Source organism: Clostridium sp. TW13 (genome assembly GCF_024345225.1).
Taxonomy (GTDB): domain Bacteria; phylum Bacillota; class Clostridia; order Clostridiales; family Clostridiaceae; genus Inconstantimicrobium; species Inconstantimicrobium mannanitabidum.
The window spans coordinates 2,579,245-2,604,313 of sequence record NZ_BROD01000001.1; the positions used below are offsets into that span (position 1 = coordinate 2,579,245).

The following is a 25,069-nucleotide window of genomic DNA, read 5'->3' on the forward strand; positions in this document are numbered from 1 at the left end:
TTTCCCCCTGTCATTCATCATACTCATATAATACAATCCAAATATTACTGTAAGGTTTAATGAATTATAACAATTTTGTAATAAAACATCTCCAAAAAATAAAAAAGTTATAATAAAATTTTCCAATTACAACTTTTCGAATAACTTTTTAATTTCTACATCTGTCAACAATCGATACTGCCCTTTTTCCAATGATTCATCTAACCTTAATCCACCAATAGAAACTCTCTTTAAATACACCACATAGCAGCCTACTGCCTTTAGCATACGTTTCACTTGGTGCTTACGTCCCTCCGAAATTGTAAGATATCCAGAGATAACTGGTTGATTATATTGGTTTGAATCTATATTAGATAAATTCTCAATAGACATTTCATTTTTAAGTTCTTTATACATTCCACATTTCTGCACTTCTATTTTCGCAGGTTTCGTTAGTATTTGACCTTTACCTATGTAAATTCCTTGCTCTAATTGCTTCCTATCTTCCTCGTCTAAAGAACCCAACGCCCAAAAAAAATAAGTTTTTTCAACATGCTTTTCTGGGTACATTAATTTATGTTCAAATTCACCATCGTTAGTAAATAGCAATAATCCTTCTGTATCTTTATCTAATCGTCCAACATGAAATACTCCATTCATGTTAACATCATCAAAAAAATCAAAAACTGTTTTATTAACTTTATCCCTTCTTGCAGTAATATAGCCAGCAGGCTTATTAAACATATAATATACCTTTCCAGTATAAACAACCACTTTACCAAGATACTCAATAACATCAGATTTTTCGTTAATTTCTATTGCTGGTTCAATTATCACTTCTCCATTTACTTTAACCATGCCTTCTTTAATATAATTCCTAACATTTTTTCGCCTTCCAACAGATGATTCTGATAAAAATTTGTCTAATCTCATATGTTATCACTTCTCTTCCTATGTATAACTTTAGGCATCTTCAAAAAATAAGTAAGTCCATATACTAGTCTATTTTCAGTTATACTGCGTCAACAGAACCCTTAGATAGCTCGCTATCTGCGGAACCTGTTTCCTTGTTTAACTAAAAATATCCGTCGCATATTTGGACTTGTTATTTATTTTCAGATGCCTTATCTTCTTTACCTACAACTGTAGTATATCATATTACTAAAAAATCTTTGTAATAAGTAAAGTTTCAAATACTTAAACTTAATTATTCATTTAATCTTCACCACACTTAACAATTGTTCCTTTGTATAGGAGTTTAAACTATAGTAATTCCTCTATTATCTAGGCATAAATAATAATATTTTTTAGTAATGTGGATAAGCTAATATAGTATTCTAGGCATCTGAAAATAAACAAACTAGCATATAAAACAATTTGCTTTCAGATGCCCTAATTATTTTATTAGGAGGGATTCTATATGGATAATAATAAGAATAGACTTAAAGATCGACCAAAATCAAATGCTGAATTAAGAAAAATGTATTGTGAGGCTGGTGCTGAAATAGGAATTGAACATGGCGAAAAGAACGGCGCTCATGCAAATGGTAAGAAATTCACCAAGAGATCAAAATTATCACATAATAAATAACTCAATATACTAGAGAGCATTAGGCATCTGAAAATAAATATTATAATGGGAGGAAATACATATGAAAGATATAAAGAATACTAAAGATAGTTCTTGGAATGAAACAACTTCCGATCCATCATCACATAATTCTTTGGGTGCAACAGCTTCTGATCCATCATCACCTAATTATCGTGAAATAGAAAAAAATAAGGCTATCCAAGATAGTCCTTATGGAAAATACGAGCCATCTGTACATACAACTCATAAATAGTACAAAAAAATATATCTTCCTAAAAAGGAAGATATATTTTTAACTTGTTGAATTAAATCATTATGAATTTATATAACTTTTTTGTATAAATTCATTTCTGCTTCCTTTTCCATTAGAGTTCCTAACATAGGAACAATTTCACGGAAATGTTTTGAGGCCATATGATTGTCTAGTGATTGATTATCTTCCCACTCTTCTATCATAGTTAAAATTTTAGGATCTTTAATATCTTGATGTAATTCATATTTTATGCAACCTGTTTCTTTTCTTGTTGCTTCTACTAATTTTTTAGCACTTTCTAAAAATATATTGATCTTATCCTCTTTAACAAAATGCTTTGCTACAACTTTAATCATTCCTGTATCCTCCTATAGAATTGTTATTTACTATTTCCAACTTTCATAATGAACCCTTTCTGCATCATATCTATCCACAAATTCATTCTTTTGATTGTCTGGATATCCAACTGAGATTAAAGCAAAAGGTTTAATATTATCTGGCAAGTTAAACATCTCTTTTACGTTATCTACTACTGAATCTGCTGTTGCAACTCCAAGCCAAACAGCTCCAAGATTAAGATGTGTAGCTTCTAAAAGAATGTTTTGTGCTGCAGCTCCCATATCTTGTTGCCAAGCAGTAGGTACTCTAAATTTATCACTATTGGCTAAAAGTACAAAAGTAACTGCAGAACCTGCAACTAATTTTGAGTACGGACTCACCAATGATAATTTATTTAAATTGTTCTTATCTTCAACTACTATAAACTCCCATGGTTGTTGATTAGCTGCTGAAGGAGCTTGCATTGCTGCTCTTAAAAGCTCATCTATCTTTTCCCTTTCAACTGGTCTGTCTTCATACTTTCTTATACTTCTTCTATTAAATATTTCTTTCATTATAAATCCCTCCAATTAAGCATCTGAAAATAAATAACAAGTCTAAATAGACTATCATATGGACTTACTTATTTTTTGAAGATGCCTTATATTATATTTAGATGTACATACAACTATAAGCTTAACATATTTCCTACTTATTAAAAGCTAACATTTGCCTTCAAACTTGTTTGCAACTTTATTTATGGCTATGGCAAGTTCTTGATTTTCTTCTTCAGATAAAATGCTTGAATATCTTTCATGTAGGTTCTGCCACGCCTTACTTATACAAGGTATTAGCTCTACTCCTTTTTTTGTTAAAGAAATCAATGTAGTTTTACCATCACTTCTTCTAATTACCAAGTTTTTATTTTCAAGTTTATCTATAAATCTTGTTATGGTAGAAGGGGTCATATGAAGTTTTTCAGATATTTCCTTCTGACTAATTTCTGTATTTTCATTTACAATACAAATTAAAAAAGCATAAGTTGGTGAAAGCCCCGTTATTCTAAATTCTTCGTCTGCCATCTTACTTATTGATCTTGCTAGCTTATTTGAAGCAAAATATAAACATCCACTTAATGATTCATTTATATCTGTCATATATTTCTCTCTTTCTATATAAAAATTATATATTTAATTAATAATCTAATATTTTATATAACATTATACCACCAGTAAAATTTATACCAAATATTAGTGTTACCTTACGTTTTAAACTAAGAACTTTTATATTGTTTGTACATACACATGATAATATAGTATTATTATACTTATGTCAATACTACTTAAAATTTTTAACAAGGATGTGTAAAAATAATTTATATTCTCTCCCCTTGGTAAATTATTATATTGTATGATATCATTAAGAGATTCAAATAATAGAATGAAATAAATTTAATATATACGTTTTAAACAACATTTCGCATCAATAAACAGTGAAGTATACTTAAATATATAGTTTATTTATTAGAATATATATAATACATAATGAAAGGAAAATATTATGAATTTTAAAGAATTAGGAATTAACAATGAAATTTGTGACATATTAAAAAAATCAGGCATAACCGAAGCTACACCTATTCAGGAACAGAGCATTCCAGCCATAAAAGCAGGGAGAGATGTAATAGCTGAAGCTCAAACAGGCACAGGAAAAACCCTTGCTTTTTTACTACCTATCTTTGAGAACATCTCTCCCTCTGTAAATGAAACGCAAGCTTTAATAATAACTCCAACAAGAGAACTTGCTATCCAAATCACTGAGCAAGCAAAAAAATTGCAGGATGGTAAAAACATTAATGTTTTAGCTGCATACGGAGGAAAGGACATCGGTGCTCAGCTAAAGAAATTAAAGAATGGTGTTCACCTTATTATTGCAACTCCAGGAAGACTTCTAGATCATATAAAAAGAAATACTGTAAACCTAAAAAAGCTAAAAACCTTAGTTTTAGATGAAGCAGATCAAATGTTGCTTATGGGATTTAAAAATGAAGTAGAATCAATAATTAAAGAAAGTTCTAAATCACATCAAACCCTATGTTTTTCTGCTACTATGGATTCAGCTGTGAAAAAATTAGCCTATAGATATATGTCAGATCCATTAGTAGTTACGATAGAAAAAGTAAAGGTCACTCTTGAGAACATACATCAGGAAGTTGTTGAAACTTTAGATAGAGAAAAACGTAATGCTTTATGTACAGTTCTTGAGCAAGATAATCCTTTTATGGCTATTATATTCTGCAGAACTAAAAGAAGAGCTGATGAATTAGAGTTAGCTCTACATCAACGTGGGTTTGACTGCGAAAAAATACATAGTGATGTTCCTCAGCCTAAACGTGAACGTATAATGAAAGCTTTTAGAAATGCTGATATTCAATACTTGATTGCCACAGATGTAGCTTCAAGAGGTCTTGATATCAATGGTGTTACCCATATATATAATTATGATATTCCTGAAAAATCAGAAACCTATATACATCGTATTGGTAGAACTGGTAGAGCCGGTGAAGAAGGCTACACTTGTCTTTTCGTAGATCCAAAAGACACCAGAATTTTAGAAGAAATAGAAACAAAAATCAAACTTAAGATTCCTAGAAGATCGTTATAAAATCTGCTATAAACTATTTAATTTTGTGTCTGTATAAAGTATAATTTATTATATATTTTACCAATTGCTTTTAAGCATATTGGTAAAAGTTTAAATGACAGGGGGAAATTTAAATTTTAGAAAACATTGAATTTATTATATTATTGAAATTAATACTTATAGCATATATTGTTAGAGATGGTTTTACCAATGATCTATCACTTGTATTAATAATAGGATTTATGCTATCTTTTATAATTTCATCTTTTGGCAGAAAATTTATAAAAAAGCAATTTAGAATTATAGTTTGTATATTTGAAGTGGGATTATCAGCCTACTTTGCAATCCATTATATTCCTTGTGCAATTTTTATATGCTCTGTAGCCTTAATGGAATATCTCATTGTAGAAAGAAATTTGGTATTGCTAGGTTCTATAGGTGCATTTATACCTCTCTTTTTTAACAATGTTCAAAATATATCACAAGAACAAATCTTAATAACCCTTCTTTTGATTATAACTATAGTTTGTAATCATAGGAATACAATTAAGATACTAAACTTAAGAGAGGATGATGAAATTAAGCGAAATTTAATACACTCTCTGGAACGTAAATTGATTCAAGAGAAAGAGGTGCACGGTCAAGATCTTTATACTGCTAGACTCGAAGAAAGAAATAAAATTTCTGGAAGACTACATGATAAACTTGGACATACAATTTCAGCAGTGCTTCTCCAACTAGAAGCTGTAAAGTTTATAATCAATATGGATAATAAAAAAGGTAATGAAATGTTAGATAGCTCTATCGAAACCTTACGTTCAGGCATGGATGATATACGAATGACTCTAAGAAATATACGACCAGCTCAAGAAGAACTAGGTATAAATAGAATAAAGCTTATATTAGAAGAAAAAACAAAAAATACAAACATAAACTTTAAACTTTCATATAACGGAGACTTGGATAATATTTCAGCTTCAACCTGGTTATTATTTATCAACAGCGTAATGGAGCTCTCCACCAACTCAATTAAATATGCTCGTTGTAATTTAATTGAAGTTAAAATAGATATACTAAGAAAAATAATTAAGCTTGAAGTTAAAGATAATGGAAACGGAACAGCTAAATTCAAAAAAGGCATAGGATTATCCAATATAGAAGATAAAGTCACCTCTGCTGGCGGTAAGCTTATTATAAATAGTGATAATGGTTTTTCAACAATACTATTGATTCCATATTAAATTGTAATATGGATAATCATATTTTGGAGAGTTATCTGAATACTATAAAATTTCAAAGCTTATCAACATTGTTTTAAAACATAACAAAAAATATAAATTATGAAACGGGGATAAATTATGGGAATTAAATTAATTTTAGCAGATGATGATACACTAATTAGAGAGAGTTTAAAAATCATCTTATCTACTGATAAAGATATTGAAGTTCTACAAACATTTGAAAATGGTAAAGATGCTGTGGATTATACTTTAAATAATCAAGTGGATATTGCGCTCCTTGATGTAAGAATGCCTTTGCTTAATGGTGTACAAGCTACGAAGGAAATTTCCAATAGAACTGAAACAAAGGTTGTAATTTTAACTACCTTTGATGAGGATGAGTATATTAAAGACGGACTAAAGTATGGTGCTAAAGGCTATCTTTTAAAAAACACTCATCCAGAAAAAATTATTAAAACCATACACATGGTTCATGAGGGAAATTGTGTATTTCAAGAAGAGGTTTTAAACAAAATATCTGATAACATTCAAAATAAAACTGAAGCTAAAACTAGCCATATTGATGAAAGCTTGTTTACTGACAGAGAATTAGAAGTCATGGTGGCAATCGCAGATGGTTTAAACAATAAAGACATTGCAAAGACTTTATTCATCTCAGAGGGAACAGTTAAAAACTATATTACCTCCATTTTTCAAAAGACAGGCTTAGAACATAGAACCCAAATAGCTATTTACTACTTAACAGGAAAAAAGTAAAGAATGCCTTTTGTCTACATCTAATAAAATATTTTATGACTTTTGTCATGGTACGATTATGACCTTTGCTGGATTTTTCAGCAAAGGTTTTTTTGTATACTTATATCATAGATTAGGAACCGAAAAGAAATTGATTGGAGGAAATAAAAATGAGTATTATAGAAATAAAAAATTTGACTAAAAAGTTTGATGACACAATAGTGGTTGATAATATTAATCTTAACATAGAGAAAGGTGAAATTTTTGGACTTCTAGGACCTAATGGTGCTGGTAAAAGTACTACTATAAGCATGATATGCTCTCTTTTACATCCTACCTCTGGAAGCATAGAACTTCTTGGAGTTAACGCTAAAAAGAATTCTACAGAAGTGAAAAAATCTTTAGGCTTAGTACCTCAAAACATAGCTTTATACAAAGAGTTTACAGCCTATGAAAATATTAAATTCTTTGGAGAACTGTATGGTTTAAGAGGTACAAACCTTAAAGAAGGAATCGAAAAAGCATTAAATTTTACAGGATTATCAGAATTTAAAGATAAGAAGGCAAAAACTTTTTCAGGTGGCATGCTTAGAAGATTGAATATAGCTTGTGCAATTATCCATAAACCCAAAATAATAATAATGGATGAACCTACTGTAGGTATTGATCCTCAGTCAAGAAATCATATCATGGAAGCAGTAAGGGAGCTAAACCAAAATGGTACAACCGTAATATATACTACTCACTATATGGAAGAAGTCGAAGCTTTATGTTCTAAGATTGCTATAATCGACAAAGGAAAGATTATAGCTGAAGGTACTAAAGAAGAGCTTAAAGATATGATTAGCGATAAAAGAACTCTTGCTGTTACAGTTAATGATGTATATGAGCTTAATATAAACAAAATCAATAATGTTGAAGGAGTAATGGAAGTAAGTATTGATGAAAATACAATTTTAATTAACTCTTCAAAAGAAGTAAGTAATTTAGATAAAATTATCAGAGTCATTGAAGATCAAGGTGCAAAAATTCTAGATTTAGGCTTTAAAGAAGTTTCTCTTGAAACTGTATTCTTATCTTTAACTGGCAGAAGTCTAAGAGATTAGGAGGTATATTTATGTTATCTATAATTAAATCTTGTCTTTTACATTCAATTAAGGACAGGAAGAACTTAATATTTTTACTTGTCTTTCCCATATTCCTTGTAATACTTTTAGGAAATCTTTTATCAGGTGCTTACTTCACTAGTGGAACTGATTTAAAACCCATTACAGTATCCTATGTTGATTCAAGTAATGATAATACAAAAAAAATCTTTGATACATTTAAAGATGTAACTTCTCAAAAATCAAGTACTTTGAAAATAAACTTTGTTAAAATAAATTCTTTAGATGAGGGAAAAAAGAAAGTTAGAATTGATAAGCAAATGCTTCTTCACCTTAATGGAGATAAAATTGACTTCTACTCAAATGATCAATCTATAGTTAAATCCTCATTTGTATTTTCTACAATAAAAGCTATTAGTAATAAATATAATGCTGTTACTGAGATGTTCAAAATCAACCCAGCAAAGGCTGGACAGATAATGAAAAGTGATTCAGAACAAAAATATTTTAATTTCAAAACTATTCCATCAAAATCAATTCCAAATGCCATGAGCTACTATGGAATTGCAGAAATAGGATTAATGATCTTCTACTTTATACAAATACCAATATTATATATACAAACATCTAGAAAGATTAATATCCAAGATAGAATAATTATTGCCGGCATTTCACCAACAAAATACTATTTGGGCTGCTTTATAGGCTTTTCTATATATGCTTTTTGTAGCTCAATGTTGTCAGCTATAGCCTGCAAATACTTGGCTAACGTAAATTATGGTTCGAATTTATTTTTATTGCCACTAGCTACGCTTCCTTTCGTAGGAATAATTATAGGTATAGGTACTTTATGTGCAACTATTTTTAAAGATAAAGATAAATCTCAAGCTCTATACACTATTATAAACCTAGCTATAATAATTCTAAACTTCCTTGGAGGTGGATATGTGGTTATGGACGGTGATATGGGCCCTGTACTAAATATTCTTACAAATATGTCACCATTAAGATGGTTCAATAAATCTCTTTTTAGATCCATATACGCTTCTGACAATTCTGTATTAATACAATGGTTAATTATAGGGGGAGCTGCAACAGCCATATTAATGCTTCTTATTTATATCTTTGGCAAAAGGGAGGAACGCTGCTATGAATAATGTTTGGACTTTACTAAAAAATAACTTGAAGATCTCTATAGGTCAAAGACCTAAAAGATTTATTCTAGGTTTATTAATTCCGATAGGTATTTTATTACTTATGCTTAATGTACTAGGCTCTTCCTCTGGATACCTAAATATAGGCGTTATAGATAATGATAAATCAAATACTAGCAAACACTTAATTGCTACTTTAAAAGAAGGCAATGGTATAAATATTATTCCTGTAAAAAAAGAAGAAATTGATACCCGATTTTCTGAGAAATCAATAACAGAAGTAATAGAAATACCTCAGGGTTATGAAGAAAGCTTTATAAAAACCTCTCCTCTTACTTTAGATATAACTTCTACTGAGGACAGCAATACTAATGATTTGTTAAAGAAATTGCTTTCAGAAGAAATTTCTAACCTTAGCAACTTAGGAAAAGTTTCACAAGGGAATCTTGATTCTTATCGTAAAGCCTTAGAAAATTATATTAGTGCTAATAATGGTAAAATTCAAAAACAAAGTCTTTCTGACCTTCATAATAATTACACTTATGGATTAGTCTTTATAGGATTCTTGATTTTATTCATGCTACAGAGAGGTTTTGATGGTGCAAGTCATCAATATAATGAAAAAGAAGAAAATATTTATACTAGAATATTTATAGCTCCAATTAAAACTTGGCAATATTATTTAGCTGATGTATTAAGCAACTATCTAGTAGTATCAGCACAAGCAACTCTAGGAATTTTAGGCATAGCTGCATTAAAGCTAAATCTAGGTATTGATTATGGAATTGCCTTAGTTATATTGCTAGCTCTTGGTTTAGTTTCAGTAGCTTTATCTGTTTGTATAAGATCCTTCTTTGATTCTCAAAGTATAGCTAATAATATATTTAGTGTTATTGTAATGATACTTGTAATGTTAGGTGGCTGCTTTATTCCTCTAGAATTTATGCCAAAAGCATTCAATAATTTATCTTATGTGACCCCAACAAGATGGGCAATGCAAGCATTCACTGATATGCAGGCAGGATCATCCTTTAGTGATATCTGGGTAAACATTGGAATAATACTTTTATTTGCAATGGCATTCTTTGTAATAGGTTCTTATAAGACTTCAAAATCAGATAAAAACTTTAGCATTAACTAAAAGATAAATTTAAGTCCTTGAAATCAGCATTTATATTTTGATTTCAAGGACTTTTTTAACTTATATTCTTCTATTTATAATCTCTAAATTTTTTAGGGGTCAAACCTGTATAACGCTTGAACATCTTTGCAAAATAACTTTGGCTATTAAAATTTAATAAAACAGATATATCTAATATTGAGCTGCTAGATGTTTTCAGTAGTTTTTTTGCTTCTTCTATTTTTTCTTTAAGGATATATTCACTTATAGTAATACCAATCTGCTCTTTGAATAATCCAGATAAATAATTGGGACTTAGTTTAACATACTCACTAACATTAGATAAGCTCAAAGGATTATATATATTATTTTTTATATAATTCTCACAAGCTCTAATGACTTTTGAATACTTATTAATATGTAATTTATGTACTCTATCTGCAAAATCCAAATCAACGCAATTATGTAACTGTCTTATTGTATCTATATCAGATATTTCTTCAACAGTTTGAATGTACGCATCACTCAAAGTAAAAGCCACTTCAGGATCTAATCCCCCATCAAGAGCAGCTCTTGTAGCAACTACTATTGTACAGATCAAAAGATTTTTCTCTGATCTAAGTGAATTATTTTTTGCTAATACTCCAACTAGACCATCCATAGGTTCTTTATGAATCTCTGCTAAAGCTTGTTTATCTCCTGCCATAATACTCTTATATATTTTTTTCTCCCGATTTACTGAATGATGAAACTGAGAGTTTTGTCTATTTTGTATTAATATTTGATTATATTTTTTCCTTACACTTTCAATTATATTTTCATCCTTAAACATTAATTTAATCCCTTCTAAAATAAAATAATTATAAAAAAGTGATAATAATATAAAAATTTCTCTACATTAATGATAATATTCATTTATAGGGAAATCAATATAAACTTTACAAAGGAAAACGTATACTTCCCTTTTATAACCCTATTAATTATTTAATATTTGAACCAATATTAGGAGGATTTAATTATGAAAAATGTTAACGATATTATAAAAGAATTGACCTTAGAAGAAAAGGCTTCTCTTTGCTCTGGTCTTGATTTTTGGCATCTTAATGCTGTAGAAAGATTAGGAATTCCATCTGTAATGGTAACTGACGGCCCTCATGGATTAAGAAAACAAGCTTCTGCAGCAGACCATGCTGGTTTAAATGACAGTGTTCCGGCCACATGTTTTCCTACAGCATCAGCACTTAGTGCTTCTTGGAACAAGGAGCTTTTAGGTAAGGTGGGGGCTGCTATTGGTGAAGCTGCACAAGCAGAAGACATAGCAGTAGTACTTGGACCTGGGGTTAATATAAAGCGTTCACCTCTAGGAGGAAGAAATTTTGAATATTTTTCTGAAGATCCATATTTAAGCTCTAACCTTGCATGCAGCTACATTAAAGGCGTTCAAAATCAAGGGGTAGGTACCTCAATAAAGCACTTTGCAGTGAACAATCAAGAGCATAGAAGAATGAGTATAGATGCTCAAGTTGACGAAAGAACCCTTAGAGAAATATATTTAGCAAGCTTTGAAACTGCAATAAAAGAAGCAAAACCTTGGACAGTTATGTGCTCATATAACCAAGTTAACGGAGAATTTGCTTCAAGAAATCATCATTTACTAACAGACATATTAAAAAATGAATGGGGTTATGAAGGTTTTGTTGTATCTGATTGGGGGTGCAGTTGTTAACTTAGTACATTCAATAAAAGCTGGATTAAGTCTAGAAATGCCTGGAACTAATGGTGCAAGCAGCGCTGAAGTAGTAAAGGCCGTTCAAAATGGCTCTCTTGATGAGAAAACTCTTGATGAAGCTGTAAAAAGAATATTACAAATAGTATTAAAGACAAAAGAGAATAAAAAAGATATATCCTATAGTAAAGAGGAACAACATAAACTAGCTAAACAAGCTTCAATAGAATCTACAGTACTATTAAAAAATGAGGATAATATTCTTCCTCTAAAGAAACAAGGGAAAATAGCAGTAATCGGTGAATTTGCTAAAACTCCTAGATACCAAGGCAGTGGAAGTTCAAGAGTAAATGCTACTAAAATAGATGCTCCTTACGATGAAATTTGCAAAACTTGTGAAGAAAAAGCCACTGTTGCTTTTGCCAGTGGTTATAATTTAACTGATGATAATATAAATCAAAATATTATAGGAGAAGCAAAAGAATTAGCTAAACAATCTGACATAACAATTTTATTTGCTGGATTACCTGATGTCTACGAATCAGAAGGCTATGATAGAAATCATATGCATATTCCAGAAAATCAAATTAAGTTAATTAATGAACTAGCTTCTGTAACTAAAAATATTATAGTAATCCTCATGAATGGAGCCCCTATAGAAATGCCTTGGATTGATAAAACAAAAGGTGTACTAGAAGCATACTTAGGAGGTCAAGCCGTTGGTTCAGCCATTGCAGATATACTATTCGGTGAAGTAAGTCCAAGTGGAAAACTTGCAGAAACCTTCCCAATAAAATTAGAAGACAATCCATCTTATTTAAACTTCCCTGGTGAAGGTGATGTAGTAGAGTATAAAGAAGGACTATTTGTAGGTTATAGATATTATGATAAAAAGAAATTAAAACCACTATTTCCTTTTGGATTTGGATTGAGTTACACAAACTTTGATTATAAGTCAATTAAAGTTGATAAAAATGAACTTTTAGATAATGAGTCATTAAATGTAACTGTAAGTATTAAAAATACAGGTTCTATCACTGCTAAGGAAGTTGTTCAACTATATGTTCGTGATGTTTGCAGTTCTTTAATCAGGCCAGAAAAAGAACTTAAAGCTTTTGAAAAAATAGAATTAAAGCCTAATGAAGAAAAGGAAATTACTTTTACATTAAATAAACGTGCTTTTGCATACTATAATGTAGATATAAATGATTGGTATGTAGAAGATGGTGATTTTGAAATATTAGTTGGTAAGTCATCAGAAGATATTTTATTAAAAGAAAAAGTAATTGTAAAATCTACTACATCATTAAAGAAAACTTATACACTAAATTCACTTTTAGGAGATATACTAAATGACCAACGTGGAAAAGACGTCCTTGCAGATAAAGCTTTTGCTGATGCTTTGGGTATGTTTGGTAAAATAGATGAATTAGATGCTACTATGTTGTCATTTATATATGGTTTCCCATTAAGAACAATTATAGGTTTTTCTCAAGGCAAGATGACAGAAGAAATGCTAGAAAACTTATTAAATAAACTAAATAACTAACTATTAACAAAAATAATCCAGACAGGGGCTTATATCACCTATCTGGATTATGTTTTTATGTTTCTAATTTATGCAATAAGACTTATATATTTGAATGTGTAGATTATATTGTTATACCTACCACCTATGTAGAACTGTTCCATAATAATGTTGGTGGACAAGCTACAACAATTCGACATTTTTCTACCAACATTTAAGTGGAATAGTTCTACATGCCTCATTATAAATATATTAGTTACGCATATCATTTAAGTGCTAATTCTTATTTTATTGTAATTCTTAAAAGTCTAGTTAAATCTAATGCTTGATACGATGTAACTATAACTCCTACTAGACTCTCTAAATCTACATCAATTCCTGTAATTTCACTGGTAGTAAAATCCACCTTACTTAATGAAGTTTTATTAAAATAGCTATTAGCTAGATTACTTTCTTTGAATATCAAATTTTTATGCTTAACTTCTTGAAATGTTGCTTCTTCTAAGTTAGATTCTTCAATACTCACATTTTGAAGCTTTGAATAAGAAAAATTAGCATATCTACCTAATACGTTGTTAAATAGAACATCCTTCATACTTGTCTCATCCAATCTAGCTCCTATAAGCTTGCAGTTTACAAATTCAACTCTATGCAAGCTTCCGCCAATAAATGATATATTTGATAAATCACAACCTTCAAATCTAACATCTATTAACTCAATATTCTTAAACTCACTCTCTTCAAAGATTACATTTTTAAAAATACAAGAATCGATAGTGGCACCTCTTCCGTACTTATCACTTACTGTAATTCCTTGTACAATTTTATTTTGGATTTTATCTCCATCAAAATCATAAGCATCAAGATCAAATTCTTCTTCTAATTCATCAATAAACTTTGGTTTTTGTATTTTAACCATGTTATACTCACTACCCTTCGCATTTTTAATCTATTTAAATTATTTTTTTTGCAAATACCTTATTTACCATTTCTACATCAACCATTATATCATCTAAAACTATTTTAGCTGGATTTGTGGTTAGTGGATACTCTGTTAACCATATGTTTTCATCAACTATTATACTATTTTCTATTTTTTCACTAGGATTTTTATCATAAACTTCTTCTAAGTCCCTAAAAGAAGTCAATACTGCTATTCTTCTGCAAGCTTCTTCCTGCTCATCGTATATATTAAAGAAACTATTATAGCTATCAAAACTTCTTACTGCCGTAACTACCTTTAAATATACCTTGTATTCTTTTGCCACTTCTATTGCTTTAACATAACCTTCCTTCATTACCACAACTCCTATCTTAAACAATGCATATATTCTTCTGCCTTATCAGCTTCCACCACATATCCCTGCCCTTTTGAACAGAATATGGAATTTGCTGTGTACTCTATATCTGCATTTTTATTATATCCTATATTTACAATGACTTCACTTTCATTATGACAAAAATCATAACCATCATATCTAAATAATATACTTCCTTTACCTTTTGAGAAAGATACTAGCTCCATACCATAATTCATAAATGTAGCCACGGGCCCACGCCCTCTAATAATTACTTTATTTTCTCTTATTATTGGATCTTCAAATATTCCATAAAATTTTTGAATATCAGAAATAACTCTTCCCATATGCTCCAATTCAACTTCTATTTTAAATTTATAATACGGTTCTAACACCTTTGGCTCTGCCTTCTCTAAACCTTGTCTTAGCGCTCTTAGAGTTGCTTCTCTAAAATCTCCACCACTGGTATGCTTCAAATGAGCTCTTCCTATTAAAAGAGTACCCTTTATATCTGTTATACCTGAACCTGTAAGGATCCCTCTATGCTCTCTTTCCTGAATGTAGTATCCAACTAAATTTTGGTACCCAGTAGGTAAATTATCTACATGGCATTCACTTTTAAAAGTAACTCCAGTATTTCTTTCCCCTGGTTCCAAAAGCAAATGCACTTCTGCATAATGCTTTAATGGTTCAAAATGACCGTACCCTTTAGCTGCTTTAGTAATAGTTTCTTTGTACAATACCTCACAAGGTCCAAATTCAACCTTTAAGTTAAATCTTTCTTCTACAATTTGCTGAAGTACCTCTAGTTGGATTACCCCCATAATATGCACTTGTATCTCATGCAATTGCTCATTCCAAATCACATTTAAACTTGGATTTTCAGCCTCTAATATTTTAAATTTAGATAACACTTCCTTAATGTTTAAACTACTATGAAAAATCACTTTTGATTTTAGCGTAGGCACTATTTCATAATTTATATTTTCTTTTTTTGTTCCCAATCCTTGTCCTGCTGTAACCTTAGATAACCCAACTACAGCAAATAATTCCCCTGCAGCAACTTTATCTACTATTTTATACTTGCTTCCATTATAAACTCTTATTTCATTAATTTTTTCAGAGATAATTTCATTTCCATTGATATATTTCAATTCATCCTTAACATTTAATATACCACAATCAATTTTAATATGAGTTACCCGATTTCCTTTCTCGTCATAACGAATTTTATAAGCCAAACCACTAAATTCTTCTTTATCATTATATTCAGTAAATGTAAGCATATCTAGCCTCTCCAAGAAACTATCTATGCCTACATCTTGAAGTGCAGAACCACTTAAACAAGGAAAAATTTTATTTTCCTTAATCGCCTTTTTCATAGAAAAAATCCATAGATTATAATCATAAAACCCTTCTAGATATTTTTCTAGCAGTTCTTCATCATTTTCAGCAATAAATTCTTTCAGTTCTTCTGAAATCTTTTTCTCACCAAATTCATTATCAATAGTACATATATCCTTTGTTAGTTTAGTTTTTATATCATTTAATACCATTTCTACATTAGCATTTATCATATCAACTTTATTAATAAAAATAAATGTAGGCACCTTATAGTGTCTTAATAATTGCCAAACAGTTTCAGTATGGGCTTGCACACCATCAACAGCACTCACTATTACTACAGCAACATCCATTACAGCCATGGCCCTCTCCATCTCAGAAGAAAAATCCACATGTCCAGGAGTATCAATTAAATAATAGGTAGAATCCTTATATTGAAAAATTGCACCTTCAGAAAAAACTGTTATTCCTCTGCTTTTTTCAATATCATGCAAATCTAAAAATGTATTTTTATGATCTACCCTGCCTCTATTCCTAATACTATTAGTTCTATAAAGAATTTGCTCTGCGAAGGTAGTTTTTCCCGAATCTACATGTGCTAATATACCTATAGTCTTTTTCATCTCTTCACCTTGTTTCTATAAAAATTGCCCTTCAACTCACCCTATATATAATAATAAATTAAAAAACTGTAAGTGGAAATAACCCACTTACAGTTAATATTTATTTTTTTATTATTCAGCTACAATTTCACAAATAACCTTTAGGTTTCTGTCTCCAATCATTGTTGCAACCTTAGCCTCTACATTACCATTCTTATAAAACCTATCTTTGTTAGCATCGACTATGGCAACTATCTTTCCCTTAACCTTGTCATAAGTCATAACATCCTCCAGATATAAATCTACTAAATCCTTTAAACATGTTGCTAATTCTTTTGGGTTTTTGTAAACTTTTCTCATCATATACTCCTTAATATACAAATAATTTATAAATAATTTATTTACTACTATAATATAATATTTTTATATGTTTTTGCAAATATATTTCAACAAAATTTTCAGTTATTAATATAAATTCAAAAACCTATTATAACTTGTATACTATATCTTATTAATATATCCTATAAAAAAATTCACAAACTCTCACCTTTTGTATAGAATAAAAAAAAATGCCACCTTAATTTAAAGCAGCATTTTTATAAAAACTAAGTATAGAGGGGATGATCTCAAAAAAGATCTTATACTTGTTTTAGTTAACTATTATTCTTTTACTGAACCTATTGTTAATCCTCCAATGATATACTTTGAACAGAATAAGAACACTATCATTATTGGTACCATTGATAGAGCAACGCAAACATTTATTGCTCCAAAGTCAGTTTGATATGTTCCCTTTGCCAAAGCTGTCATTATTGGTACTGTAAATTTACTTTCATCATTTAAAACAATTAATGGTATCAAATAAGTGTTCCAACTTCCTATAAACGTAAATATAGACATAGTTGCTACTGCTGGTGTTATAATTGGCAACACTATTTTATTAAATATTTTAAATTCTCCACATCCATCTATTCTTGCTGCTTCAATTAAGGCATCAGGAACGGTAGATGCTATATACTGTTTAATAAAGAACACTATATTAGCAGTTGCTATTGCTGGAATAATAAGTGCCCATTGTGAATTCATTAAATGTAAAGTTTTGCAAACCTTGACAAATCCAAGCATACCTAATTGTGGTGGAATCATTAATGCACCTAATACTAATGCAAATAATACCTTGTCACCTTTAAATCTATATTTTGAAAAACCATATGCAGTTAAAGCTCCAAAATATGCTGCTACAATTGTAGTTGCAGTTGAAATAAATAAACTATTCTTAAATCCTACCCAGATATTAACTCTGCCACCTAACCTATTATAGTTATTAAAAAACTCTGTTCCTGGAAGGAATGATAAAGTAGATGCTACATCCTGATTACTCCTAGTACAATTTATTATCATAATATAGAAAGGTGTAAAACAAACAATTGCTAATAATATTAAAACAATGTATGCAATTAGAGTCTTTATACTGAATTTCTTATGAGTAGTAGCTCTAGTAGTATTAATGTTTAAAGCTGTATTCTTTTCTCCCATATTTCGTACCTCCTACTCACTTTCCTGTTTTCTATTAATAAACTTATAGACGATAACAACCATAATTGTAATAATAACAAATAATCCTGTTCCTATAGTTGCACCATATCCATAATTGTAATTTCTAAATGCTGTATTATATAAGTACATAACCATTGTCAATATAGAACCTTGTGGTGATCCGTCACCATTGGTTAATACGAATGGTACATCAAACATAATCATACCACCAATAAGTGAAGTAATTATATTATATAAAACCGTTGGCCTAATTAATGGTAAAGTTATATTAGTAAGCATTTGCCTACTATTTGCTCCATCAACTACTGCTGCTTCTATAACATCTTGAGATATAGCTTGTATACCTGCCATAAATATAATCATACTATATCCAAACCACATCCACCAATTTATGAATGCTACTATCACAGGTGTTGCAGTTGTACTTTGAAGCCAGTTGACATTTGAACTAATTAAATGAAGACCTACTAATATCTTATTTAAAGCTCCGCATTGCCAGTCCATAATAAATGTGAAAAGCACTGCTACTGAAGACATTGTTACCAAGTTAGGTAAATAGAAAATAGCTCTAAAGAAGCCTTTTCCTTTCAATTTTGATTGTATTAACACAACCGCTAAAATTAGTGCACAAAGCATTTGTGGTATTATACATAGTAACCACATATAAAGTGTGTTACCAATACTTGCAAAGAAGAACTTATCTTCAAATAATCTTGTGTAATTTTGAAGTCCTACAAACTTCGGAGTTCCTGTACCTTTATATTTAGTAAAACTTAAATAAAAAGTATATAATATTGGGAACACTCCAAAAATAAAGAAAGTAATAAAATAAGGTGCTATAAATAGATATCCCCATTTTCCTTTATTAATTTTACTCTTTTTCACACATCTTTCCCCCTAACATCCTTATTTTCCCTTGAAGTCGCTTTTAAAAAATTTGAGAAGGTATGGGGCCTATGCCCCATAAACTTCTCATTTTTTCTACTCTACCTTAAGATCTGGGAAATCTGATTTAACTTTTTCCTTGAATTTCTTATACATATCATCTTTAGATATCTTACCAGCTAAGAAACTTGCCATATTATCATCAAAAGCAGCTGTAATTCTATCATCATATTGAGTGAATAACTTACCATTGATTGTATCTAGAGATGGTTTGAATACTGCATATGGATTTTGATTGAATGTCTTATTAACATCACCACTAGTTGCTAACTCATTAATAAGATCAACATTGTTCATGAAGTCGCCTCTGTCTTTACTCCATTGTTTCATTTGATCTTTATCAGCTGTCATGAACTTTACAAATAACCATGCTAATTCTTTGTTTTTACTCTTGCTGTATACACCTAACCAAGTTCCACCCCAGCAATATGATATAGGAGATTTAGCAATTCCCCATAGACCCTTATCTTTTCTCTTAGCATCATTACATTCAACTATATTAGCGATTCCCCAAGTTGGAATTGCATAAGCAAAAGCGTCATTTCCTGCTATTCCTGCTGACCATGGTTGAGCCCATTGTTCTTGACCTGTTTCTAATCCTTCTGATCTATAAGTCTTTGCCATATCAACATACTTGTCTATCATTGGATCAACAGTTAATTTTCCATCCTTAACCCATCCATCTGTTCTTGCTCCAAAGTATATTTTTTCAAGTTCTTGTCTACTTGCAAAGAACTTAACTTTACCAGCACTCTTGTCTTTAAGAGTTTTTGCCATTTCTAAAAGTTTTTCAGGTGTAGACATCATTTCTGAAATCTTATCTGGATCATCAGTTCCAAAATATTGTTTTGCAATTTCTCTCTTGTATCCTATACCACCTGGTGTTACTTGATAAGTTAATGCTCTTATCTTTCCACTATCATCACGTCCAATATCTACAGTTGCAGGAACCATTTTCTTAGCGATTTCATCTGCATTAAATGGTGCTTGAGATAAATCTGCAAATGCACCTTCTAAGTTTACAAATCTCTTAACTACAGCGGACTCTCCACAGAATACATCTGGCATATCTCCACCATTTGCTAATGTTTGTGTAATTTTATTTTGATATGCTTGATCCTTATCAGGTATTACTTGTAAATTTACTTTTACATTAGGATATTTTTTTGTGAACGCTGCTACTATTGCAGGACTTTCATCCTTATTAAAATGCCAGAAAGTAATCTCTCCCTTATAATCCTCAGGCTTCTTTTCAGTGAAATTTGTTGCCTGTCCATCATTTTTCTTTTCATCTGCGGATCCACATCCAGCAAATGCTCCTGTTACTACTGCTAGAGTAGCAATTAAACAAATAACCTTTTTTAACCCCTTCATAAAAATCCTCCTTGTATAATTGTTTTTTCTTTATGACCTTATTATATTAAAACGTTTTCTGGTTTTAAATGGATAGATTTGCTTTTTAGGGTATTATATTGAACAAAAAAAGTGAAAAACTTTGCAGAGCAAAATTTTTCACTTATTGGACATAAGTATTCTTATAATCAGAAGGGGTTAACCCTGTATATTTCTTGAATATCTTAGAAAAGTAATGAGCATCCTTAATTCCCACCATATCTGCTATCTCATAATATTTGTAGTTATTTTCTTTCAATAAAGCTTTCGCCTTTTCAATTCTAATTTCATTTAAGTAATCCACAAAATTTTTTCCAGTCTCTTTAGCAAACAATCTACTTAGATAAAAAGAACTAATGTTATTATATTCAGCCATTTCATTAAGTGTAATATTATTTTTATAATTCTTGTTCAAATAATCTACTGTATTCTTTATTACCAAAGGCATAAATATAGCTTTGTCTGGTGTTTCTCTTTTTTCTGATATTTCATCTTTATTAATGTCTAAACACTGATTATATTCAGATTTAGGTCCTAAATATTTTACAGCTTGCTTAAAATATACACTCAACCTAAATAAGTCTTGTCCATGATCACTGATTCCAGCTGATATCTTAAAGTTATAATATTCATTTATACTTTTGATCAATTCATTCAACTTTCCTTCTGTTTCCTGCATCAATATATCTTTATCACTGCTACTTATAATGTAGACAAATTTGTTATATGATATTTTAACTGAAAACACATCGCAATGTTTTTTAAATGTGTCATAAAACAAATCACTTATTCCTTGCAATCTAAAGCTGGTACATTCATTATCAAGATTGCTAATTTCAATTGCCACAACTCTATAATTCTCTATATTTAAATTACAAAGTTTGAGTTCGTCTGCAATACTGCCTGTTTGTGAAGTAGCATTAAGCAATAAATCATACAATAATTTTTGTCTTAACGCTACTGTTGAATCTTCGGCATTTTTCCTCAATGTATCCACTTCATTTTCTTTTTTCTTTTCTTCTTCAATTTGATTAATAGCTCTTTGCACCACATTTACAATATCCACAACTTTTGATGGCTTTAAAATATAATCAAATGCTCCAAGCTTAATGGCACTTTGCATATATTCAAAATCTCTATAGCCTGACAATATGATTATTTTGCATTTCTTATCTATATCTTTAATGTATTTTATTGCATCAATCCCATTCATTCCTGGCATCCTTATATCAATAATAATCATATCTGGCATATAAGTTTTAACCATTTCTATAGCTTCAATTCCATCACAAGCTTCTCCACAAACATTGCATTGTAACTTGTCCCAGTCTACTATGGTTTTGAGTCCTTTTCTTATAATTGCTTCATCATCAACAATTAATATTTTATACATTCTCATACCTCCAAACTATGGCTTTCCTTCGCTATTCTAACTTTTACTTTAGTAAAAACATCATATTTACTTTCTATTTCTAAGCCGTATCTTTCACCATAGAAAAGTTTTATTCTTTTATCTACATTAGTAAGTCCTATACTATCTCCATATCTTCCAGTATCTTCATTGCAATGTATTTTTTCATTTAGCTCCTCTAATTCTTGTTCAGTCATCCCAACTCCATTATCATATACCTCAACCACTAAATCCTCTTTATCAATATACGCAGTAATTATCAATTTTCCTTTTCTTATTACCCTTTCAATTCCATGGTTCAACGCATTCTCAACTATTGGTTCTATTAACAGTCTTGGAATATATACCTCTAATGTTTCCGCATCTATATTCTCCTCAATACTTACTTTATCTACAAACCTTGCTTTAAATATATCTATATAACTGTCCACATACGTTAATTCTTCCTTTAACGGTATAAGCTTATGTCCTCTTCCTATGCTAGCCTCCATTATATTAGCCAATGCCGTTACTGTGGTACTTATTTCATCTACTCCATTTAGTTGTGCTACCCAATTAATATTTTCCAATGTATTAAAAATGAAATGTGGATTTATCTGTGCTTGAAGTGCTTTCAATTGGGCTTCTTTTCTTGTTAACTTTTCTTTATAATTTACATTAAGTAAATAATCAATGTTATAAGACATATTATTAAAAGTTTTAGTTAAATAACCAATCTCGTCATTTCTTTTAACTTCAATTTCCGAATGAGTACCATTACTTTCTAAATTCTTCATTCCTTCTACTAATTTATCTATAGGCTTTGTAATGTCACTAGCAGTATATCGACTTATAGTTGATAATATAACTATAGAAATCAAAACCATAAATATTGTGCTGATTCGTAATTCATCTATATCCTTATACAACACATTTAGGCCAATTGAATATACTATCTTCCATTTAGGCTTTTCTACAAATACATACGATACTAAGGAATTTGTATCCTTATCTATAAAGTAGTTTTCTTTCTGTTGACCTACATTTTCTAATGTTCCAATAATTTTTTTATTATGATTTTTGCTATCAACTATTACTTCATTATCTTCAGATAATATAATAATGTTATTTTGAGTTTCTGAGGATAGGCCTTTATATATTGATTCTATATAGTCATTTTTAAACAAAATCACCATAAGACCTATAGGTCTAAAATCCTCTCTACTATATATAACTCTAGCAGCATACAGTTGCTGTGGATTATCCTTTATCTTATATGTAATCCACTTAATTCCACCATTTGCTGTTTCTGCTCTAGAATTTAAATAGTCATATGGTAAGCTGTCTCTAGGATTAAAATATCCTTTTCTGTTGTTATCAAAATAGACTGAATCTTGTTTAGTATTTAAAATATAAATTCCTTCTATCCCCTCCCTAGACAAAACTGTATCCCTAAAACGAGACCTAATATACGTAGAATTATTGTATTGCTCTAATGGGTCTTTAGGATTATCTTTATCTAAGAAATTATATATGTTATTGTCATAAAGCAGCTGTAAAGTTACTGAATCCATGTCATCAACAAAATTTTCCACTCTCATGTCTATCATCTTCAAAATATCTTGTGAATAATTAAAGGATTTATTTTTTATTACTACAGAAGTTTGTCCATAAAATATATACCCAATAAAAGCTATTGGGATAATAATTTGAATATAAAAAAGTAATAATAACTTTCTTTTTATAGATAAATTCCTATAATTATTAATAGCTTTTTTAAATAAAATATTTTTCATCATTTACACAATTCCATATTCTTCTTGTCAAATACTTCCTCAGGGGTTATTTTTCCTTCTAACACATTAGGAAACTTATTTACAACTACATTTTCCCAAGGTGTTCTCTCAAAATAACTATCTGGAGGACCTATTAACTGTTCTGCATTATCCACTAAAGAATATCCCTTCATTATTAATGTACCATTTTCACCTCTTTCAAGCCCTTTTATATTACATATACTGCCTGAAGAATCTCTTAATTGCTTGACTACATCTATTGAGGTTAAATATTTTAAAAATTTAATTGAAGCCTCTCTTTTTTGAGAATCGTCAAAAGCTTTTTTGCTTATATGAAAATTTCCATTACCTATACCATAGATTATTGATTTCTTTGCTGCCTTTCCATCTTTAAAATTAGGAAAAGGCACCAAATCTACACTCCTATCGTTTGCTGAAACTGCTCCTTCACCTATAAACCAAGATCCCTGAACTATCATTGCTGCTTTTTTATTAAGAAATAAATTATTTCTCCCTTTATCATCTAACAAAAATGCATTAGTTGGGAATGCTCCTAAATCATATAATTCCTTCATATATTTCATTGCATCAATATATACAGAATCAATTTTATCCCCTTTAAAAGGATTCTTTACTGATTCTTCCCCCCCAAGCTTCATAATAATGTTTTGGTATAAGTAGCTTCCTTCAGGGCTACTATTGTAAGCTATAGGAATAATACCATTTTCCTTTAATTTTTTCACAGCAGTTTTCAATTCCTCATATGTTTCAGGAATTTTAATCTTGTAACTATCAAAAATATCCTTATTCACAAATAGCCCTTCATATATTACTTCCACTGGAAGTCCATATATTTTATTATCATAGATATTATATTTCAAACCATTCTCTCCAAAGCTATTCTTCCAAGTCTTATCTTTACTTAATACATCAGTTAAATCTACAACTTTATCTGCATTTATCAATTTAACAATATCAGTGCCTGGCCAAAGACCAAATACATCTGGATCATTTCCTTGTGCAAAATCTGTTTTTAGCGCAAACAAAAAGTTATCATTTTCCCTTGATTTATTTATTATCTTTATATCTTTGTATTTACTTTCAAAGTCAGAAATTATTTTTTCTAGTTGGAAAGAGTGTGTATCCATGCCTCCCCAACTAGTAACCAAAGTTATTTCAGTAATTGGTTTTTCAGAATTTACATTTTCCTTTGACGTATTTACAACTGTTAACTTCAATATAATAATAAGAAAAATAATAGTTAATATTACACTTAATATAATTTTGCTTAATGTTACCTTTCTGCTCATGAAATCGCCTCTCGCACACAACGTTTACATTTGAATTTATT

25 protein-coding genes are annotated in these 25,069 nt (G+C 29.9%); 10 read left to right on the forward strand and 15 right to left on the reverse strand.

The genetic code is table 11. The features are described from left to right. Nucleotides 1-126 precede the first annotated feature (126 nt). A complete protein-coding gene (locus OCU47_RS12445; RefSeq protein WP_261828921.1) occupies nucleotides 127-912 on the reverse strand; it encodes a pseudouridine synthase in 786 nt (261 codons plus the stop codon). A 487-nt stretch (nucleotides 913-1,399) separates the two neighbouring features. Between OCU47_RS12445 and OCU47_RS12450 the strand changes: the two genes are divergently transcribed. After that, on the forward strand, nucleotides 1,400-1,570 hold the full coding sequence (locus OCU47_RS12450) for a hypothetical protein (RefSeq protein WP_261828922.1): 171 nt from the start codon (nucleotides 1,400-1,402) through the stop codon (nucleotides 1,568-1,570). 61 nt (nucleotides 1,571-1,631) lie between these two features. Beyond that, complete coding sequence (locus OCU47_RS12455) at nucleotides 1,632-1,823, forward strand: hypothetical protein (RefSeq protein ID WP_261828923.1); 192 nt, start codon at nucleotides 1,632-1,634, stop codon at nucleotides 1,821-1,823. Nucleotides 1,824-1,891: 68 nt separating this feature from the next. On the opposite strand, the gene OCU47_RS12460 is transcribed toward OCU47_RS12455, so the two are convergent. The 3 genes from OCU47_RS12460 to OCU47_RS12470 all read right to left on the reverse strand — a co-directional run bounded on the left by OCU47_RS12460 (nucleotide 1,892) and on the right by OCU47_RS12470 (nucleotide 3,298). Next, nucleotides 1,892-2,179, reverse strand: a complete 288-nt coding sequence (locus OCU47_RS12460; RefSeq protein WP_261828924.1) for a putative quinol monooxygenase — start codon at nucleotides 2,177-2,179, stop codon at nucleotides 1,892-1,894. 30 nt (nucleotides 2,180-2,209) lie between these two features. Beyond that, on the reverse strand, nucleotides 2,210-2,716 hold the full coding sequence (locus OCU47_RS12465) for a nitroreductase family protein (RefSeq protein ID WP_261828925.1): 507 nt from the start codon (nucleotides 2,714-2,716) through the stop codon (nucleotides 2,210-2,212). A 147-nt stretch (nucleotides 2,717-2,863) separates the two neighbouring features. Then, entirely contained in the window at nucleotides 2,864-3,298 is a 435-nt protein-coding gene (locus OCU47_RS12470) for a MarR family winged helix-turn-helix transcriptional regulator (protein WP_261828926.1), read from the reverse strand. 403 nt (nucleotides 3,299-3,701) lie between these two features. On the opposite strand from OCU47_RS12470, the gene OCU47_RS12475 reads away from it, so the two are divergent. The 6 genes from OCU47_RS12475 (at nucleotide 3,702) to OCU47_RS12500 (ending at nucleotide 10,161) form a co-directional block, all read left to right on the forward strand. Further along, nucleotides 3,702-4,805 (forward strand): DEAD/DEAH box helicase, encoded by a 1,104-nt coding sequence (locus OCU47_RS12475; protein ID WP_261828927.1) that lies wholly within the window; start codon nucleotides 3,702-3,704, stop codon nucleotides 4,803-4,805. 143 nt (nucleotides 4,806-4,948) lie between these two features. Beyond that, on the forward strand, nucleotides 4,949-6,025 hold the full coding sequence (locus tag OCU47_RS12480) for a sensor histidine kinase (protein ID WP_261828928.1): 1,077 nt from the start codon (nucleotides 4,949-4,951) through the stop codon (nucleotides 6,023-6,025). Nucleotides 6,026-6,142: 117 nt separating this feature from the next. Continuing rightward, entirely contained in the window at nucleotides 6,143-6,781 is a 639-nt protein-coding gene (locus OCU47_RS12485) for a response regulator transcription factor (protein WP_261828929.1), read from the forward strand. 149 nt (nucleotides 6,782-6,930) lie between these two features. Beyond that, complete coding sequence (locus OCU47_RS12490; RefSeq protein ID WP_261828930.1) at nucleotides 6,931-7,866, forward strand: ABC transporter ATP-binding protein; 936 nt, start codon at nucleotides 6,931-6,933, stop codon at nucleotides 7,864-7,866. Between the two features lie 11 nt (nucleotides 7,867-7,877). Then, nucleotides 7,878-9,023 (forward strand): ABC transporter permease, encoded by a 1,146-nt coding sequence (locus tag OCU47_RS12495; protein ID WP_261828931.1) that lies wholly within the window; start codon nucleotides 7,878-7,880, stop codon nucleotides 9,021-9,023. Then, nucleotides 9,016-10,161 (forward strand): ABC transporter permease, encoded by a 1,146-nt coding sequence (locus tag OCU47_RS12500; protein ID WP_261828932.1) that lies wholly within the window; start codon nucleotides 9,016-9,018, stop codon nucleotides 10,159-10,161. Before OCU47_RS12495 ends, OCU47_RS12500 begins: the two co-directional genes overlap by 8 nt. A gap of 70 nt (nucleotides 10,162-10,231) precedes the next feature. Here OCU47_RS12500 and OCU47_RS12505 read toward each other — a convergent pair whose 3' ends face one another. Then, a complete protein-coding gene (locus tag OCU47_RS12505; protein ID WP_261828933.1) occupies nucleotides 10,232-10,972 on the reverse strand; it encodes a helix-turn-helix domain-containing protein in 741 nt (246 codons plus the stop codon). A gap of 186 nt (nucleotides 10,973-11,158) precedes the next feature. Here OCU47_RS12505 and OCU47_RS21860 point away from each other — a divergent pair, with 186 nt between their 5' ends. Both OCU47_RS21860 and OCU47_RS12510 read left to right on the forward strand, forming a co-directional pair. After that, the gene (locus tag OCU47_RS21860) at nucleotides 11,159-11,866 is read left to right on the forward strand and encodes a glycoside hydrolase family 3 N-terminal domain-containing protein (RefSeq protein WP_482027093.1); all 708 of its coding nucleotides are present in this window, start codon (nucleotides 11,159-11,161) and stop codon (nucleotides 11,864-11,866) included. Then, entirely contained in the window at nucleotides 11,826-13,415 is a 1,590-nt protein-coding gene (locus tag OCU47_RS12510) for a glycoside hydrolase family 3 C-terminal domain-containing protein (protein ID WP_482027095.1), read from the forward strand. Before OCU47_RS21860 ends, OCU47_RS12510 begins: the two co-directional genes overlap by 41 nt. A 262-nt stretch (nucleotides 13,416-13,677) precedes the next feature. Here OCU47_RS12510 and OCU47_RS12515 read toward each other — a convergent pair whose 3' ends face one another. The 10 genes from OCU47_RS12515 to OCU47_RS12560 all read right to left on the reverse strand — a co-directional run bounded on the left by OCU47_RS12515 (nucleotide 13,678) and on the right by OCU47_RS12560 (nucleotide 25,028). Further along, nucleotides 13,678-14,313 carry a pentapeptide repeat-containing protein gene (locus tag OCU47_RS12515; protein WP_261828934.1) on the reverse strand — a complete coding sequence of 212 codons (636 nt, stop codon included), beginning with the start codon at nucleotides 14,311-14,313 and terminating at the stop codon, nucleotides 13,678-13,680. Nucleotides 14,314-14,347: 34 nt separating this feature from the next. After that, complete coding sequence (locus tag OCU47_RS12520) at nucleotides 14,348-14,692, reverse strand: hypothetical protein (protein WP_261828935.1); 345 nt, start codon at nucleotides 14,690-14,692, stop codon at nucleotides 14,348-14,350. An 11-nt stretch (nucleotides 14,693-14,703) separates the two neighbouring features. Continuing rightward, nucleotides 14,704-16,659, reverse strand: a complete 1,956-nt coding sequence (locus OCU47_RS12525; protein ID WP_261828936.1) for a GTP-binding protein — start codon at nucleotides 16,657-16,659, stop codon at nucleotides 14,704-14,706. Nucleotides 16,660-16,770: 111 nt separating this feature from the next. Next, nucleotides 16,771-16,998 carry a TIGR04540 family protein gene (locus OCU47_RS12530; protein ID WP_261828937.1) on the reverse strand — a complete coding sequence of 76 codons (228 nt, stop codon included), beginning with the start codon at nucleotides 16,996-16,998 and terminating at the stop codon, nucleotides 16,771-16,773. A 300-nt stretch (nucleotides 16,999-17,298) separates the two neighbouring features. Next, complete coding sequence (locus tag OCU47_RS12535) at nucleotides 17,299-18,174, reverse strand: carbohydrate ABC transporter permease (RefSeq protein ID WP_261828938.1); 876 nt, start codon at nucleotides 18,172-18,174, stop codon at nucleotides 17,299-17,301. Between the two features lie 12 nt (nucleotides 18,175-18,186). Next, complete coding sequence (locus OCU47_RS12540) at nucleotides 18,187-19,080, reverse strand: carbohydrate ABC transporter permease (protein WP_261828939.1); 894 nt, start codon at nucleotides 19,078-19,080, stop codon at nucleotides 18,187-18,189. A gap of 96 nt (nucleotides 19,081-19,176) precedes the next feature. Continuing rightward, entirely contained in the window at nucleotides 19,177-20,514 is a 1,338-nt protein-coding gene (locus OCU47_RS12545; RefSeq protein WP_261828940.1) for an ABC transporter substrate-binding protein, read from the reverse strand. A gap of 142 nt (nucleotides 20,515-20,656) precedes the next feature. Beyond that, nucleotides 20,657-21,925, reverse strand: coding sequence for a response regulator (locus tag OCU47_RS12550; RefSeq protein ID WP_261828941.1), 1,269 nt, complete (start codon nucleotides 21,923-21,925; stop codon nucleotides 20,657-20,659). 2 nt (nucleotides 21,926-21,927) lie between these two features. Beyond that, on the reverse strand, nucleotides 21,928-23,721 hold the full coding sequence (locus OCU47_RS12555) for a sensor histidine kinase (protein ID WP_261828942.1): 1,794 nt from the start codon (nucleotides 23,719-23,721) through the stop codon (nucleotides 21,928-21,930). Further along, nucleotides 23,718-25,028 carry an ABC transporter substrate-binding protein gene (locus tag OCU47_RS12560; protein WP_261828943.1) on the reverse strand — a complete coding sequence of 437 codons (1,311 nt, stop codon included), beginning with the start codon at nucleotides 25,026-25,028 and terminating at the stop codon, nucleotides 23,718-23,720. The genes OCU47_RS12555 and OCU47_RS12560 overlap by 4 nt, the downstream gene beginning before the upstream one ends. Nucleotides 25,029-25,069 lie beyond the last annotated feature (41 nt).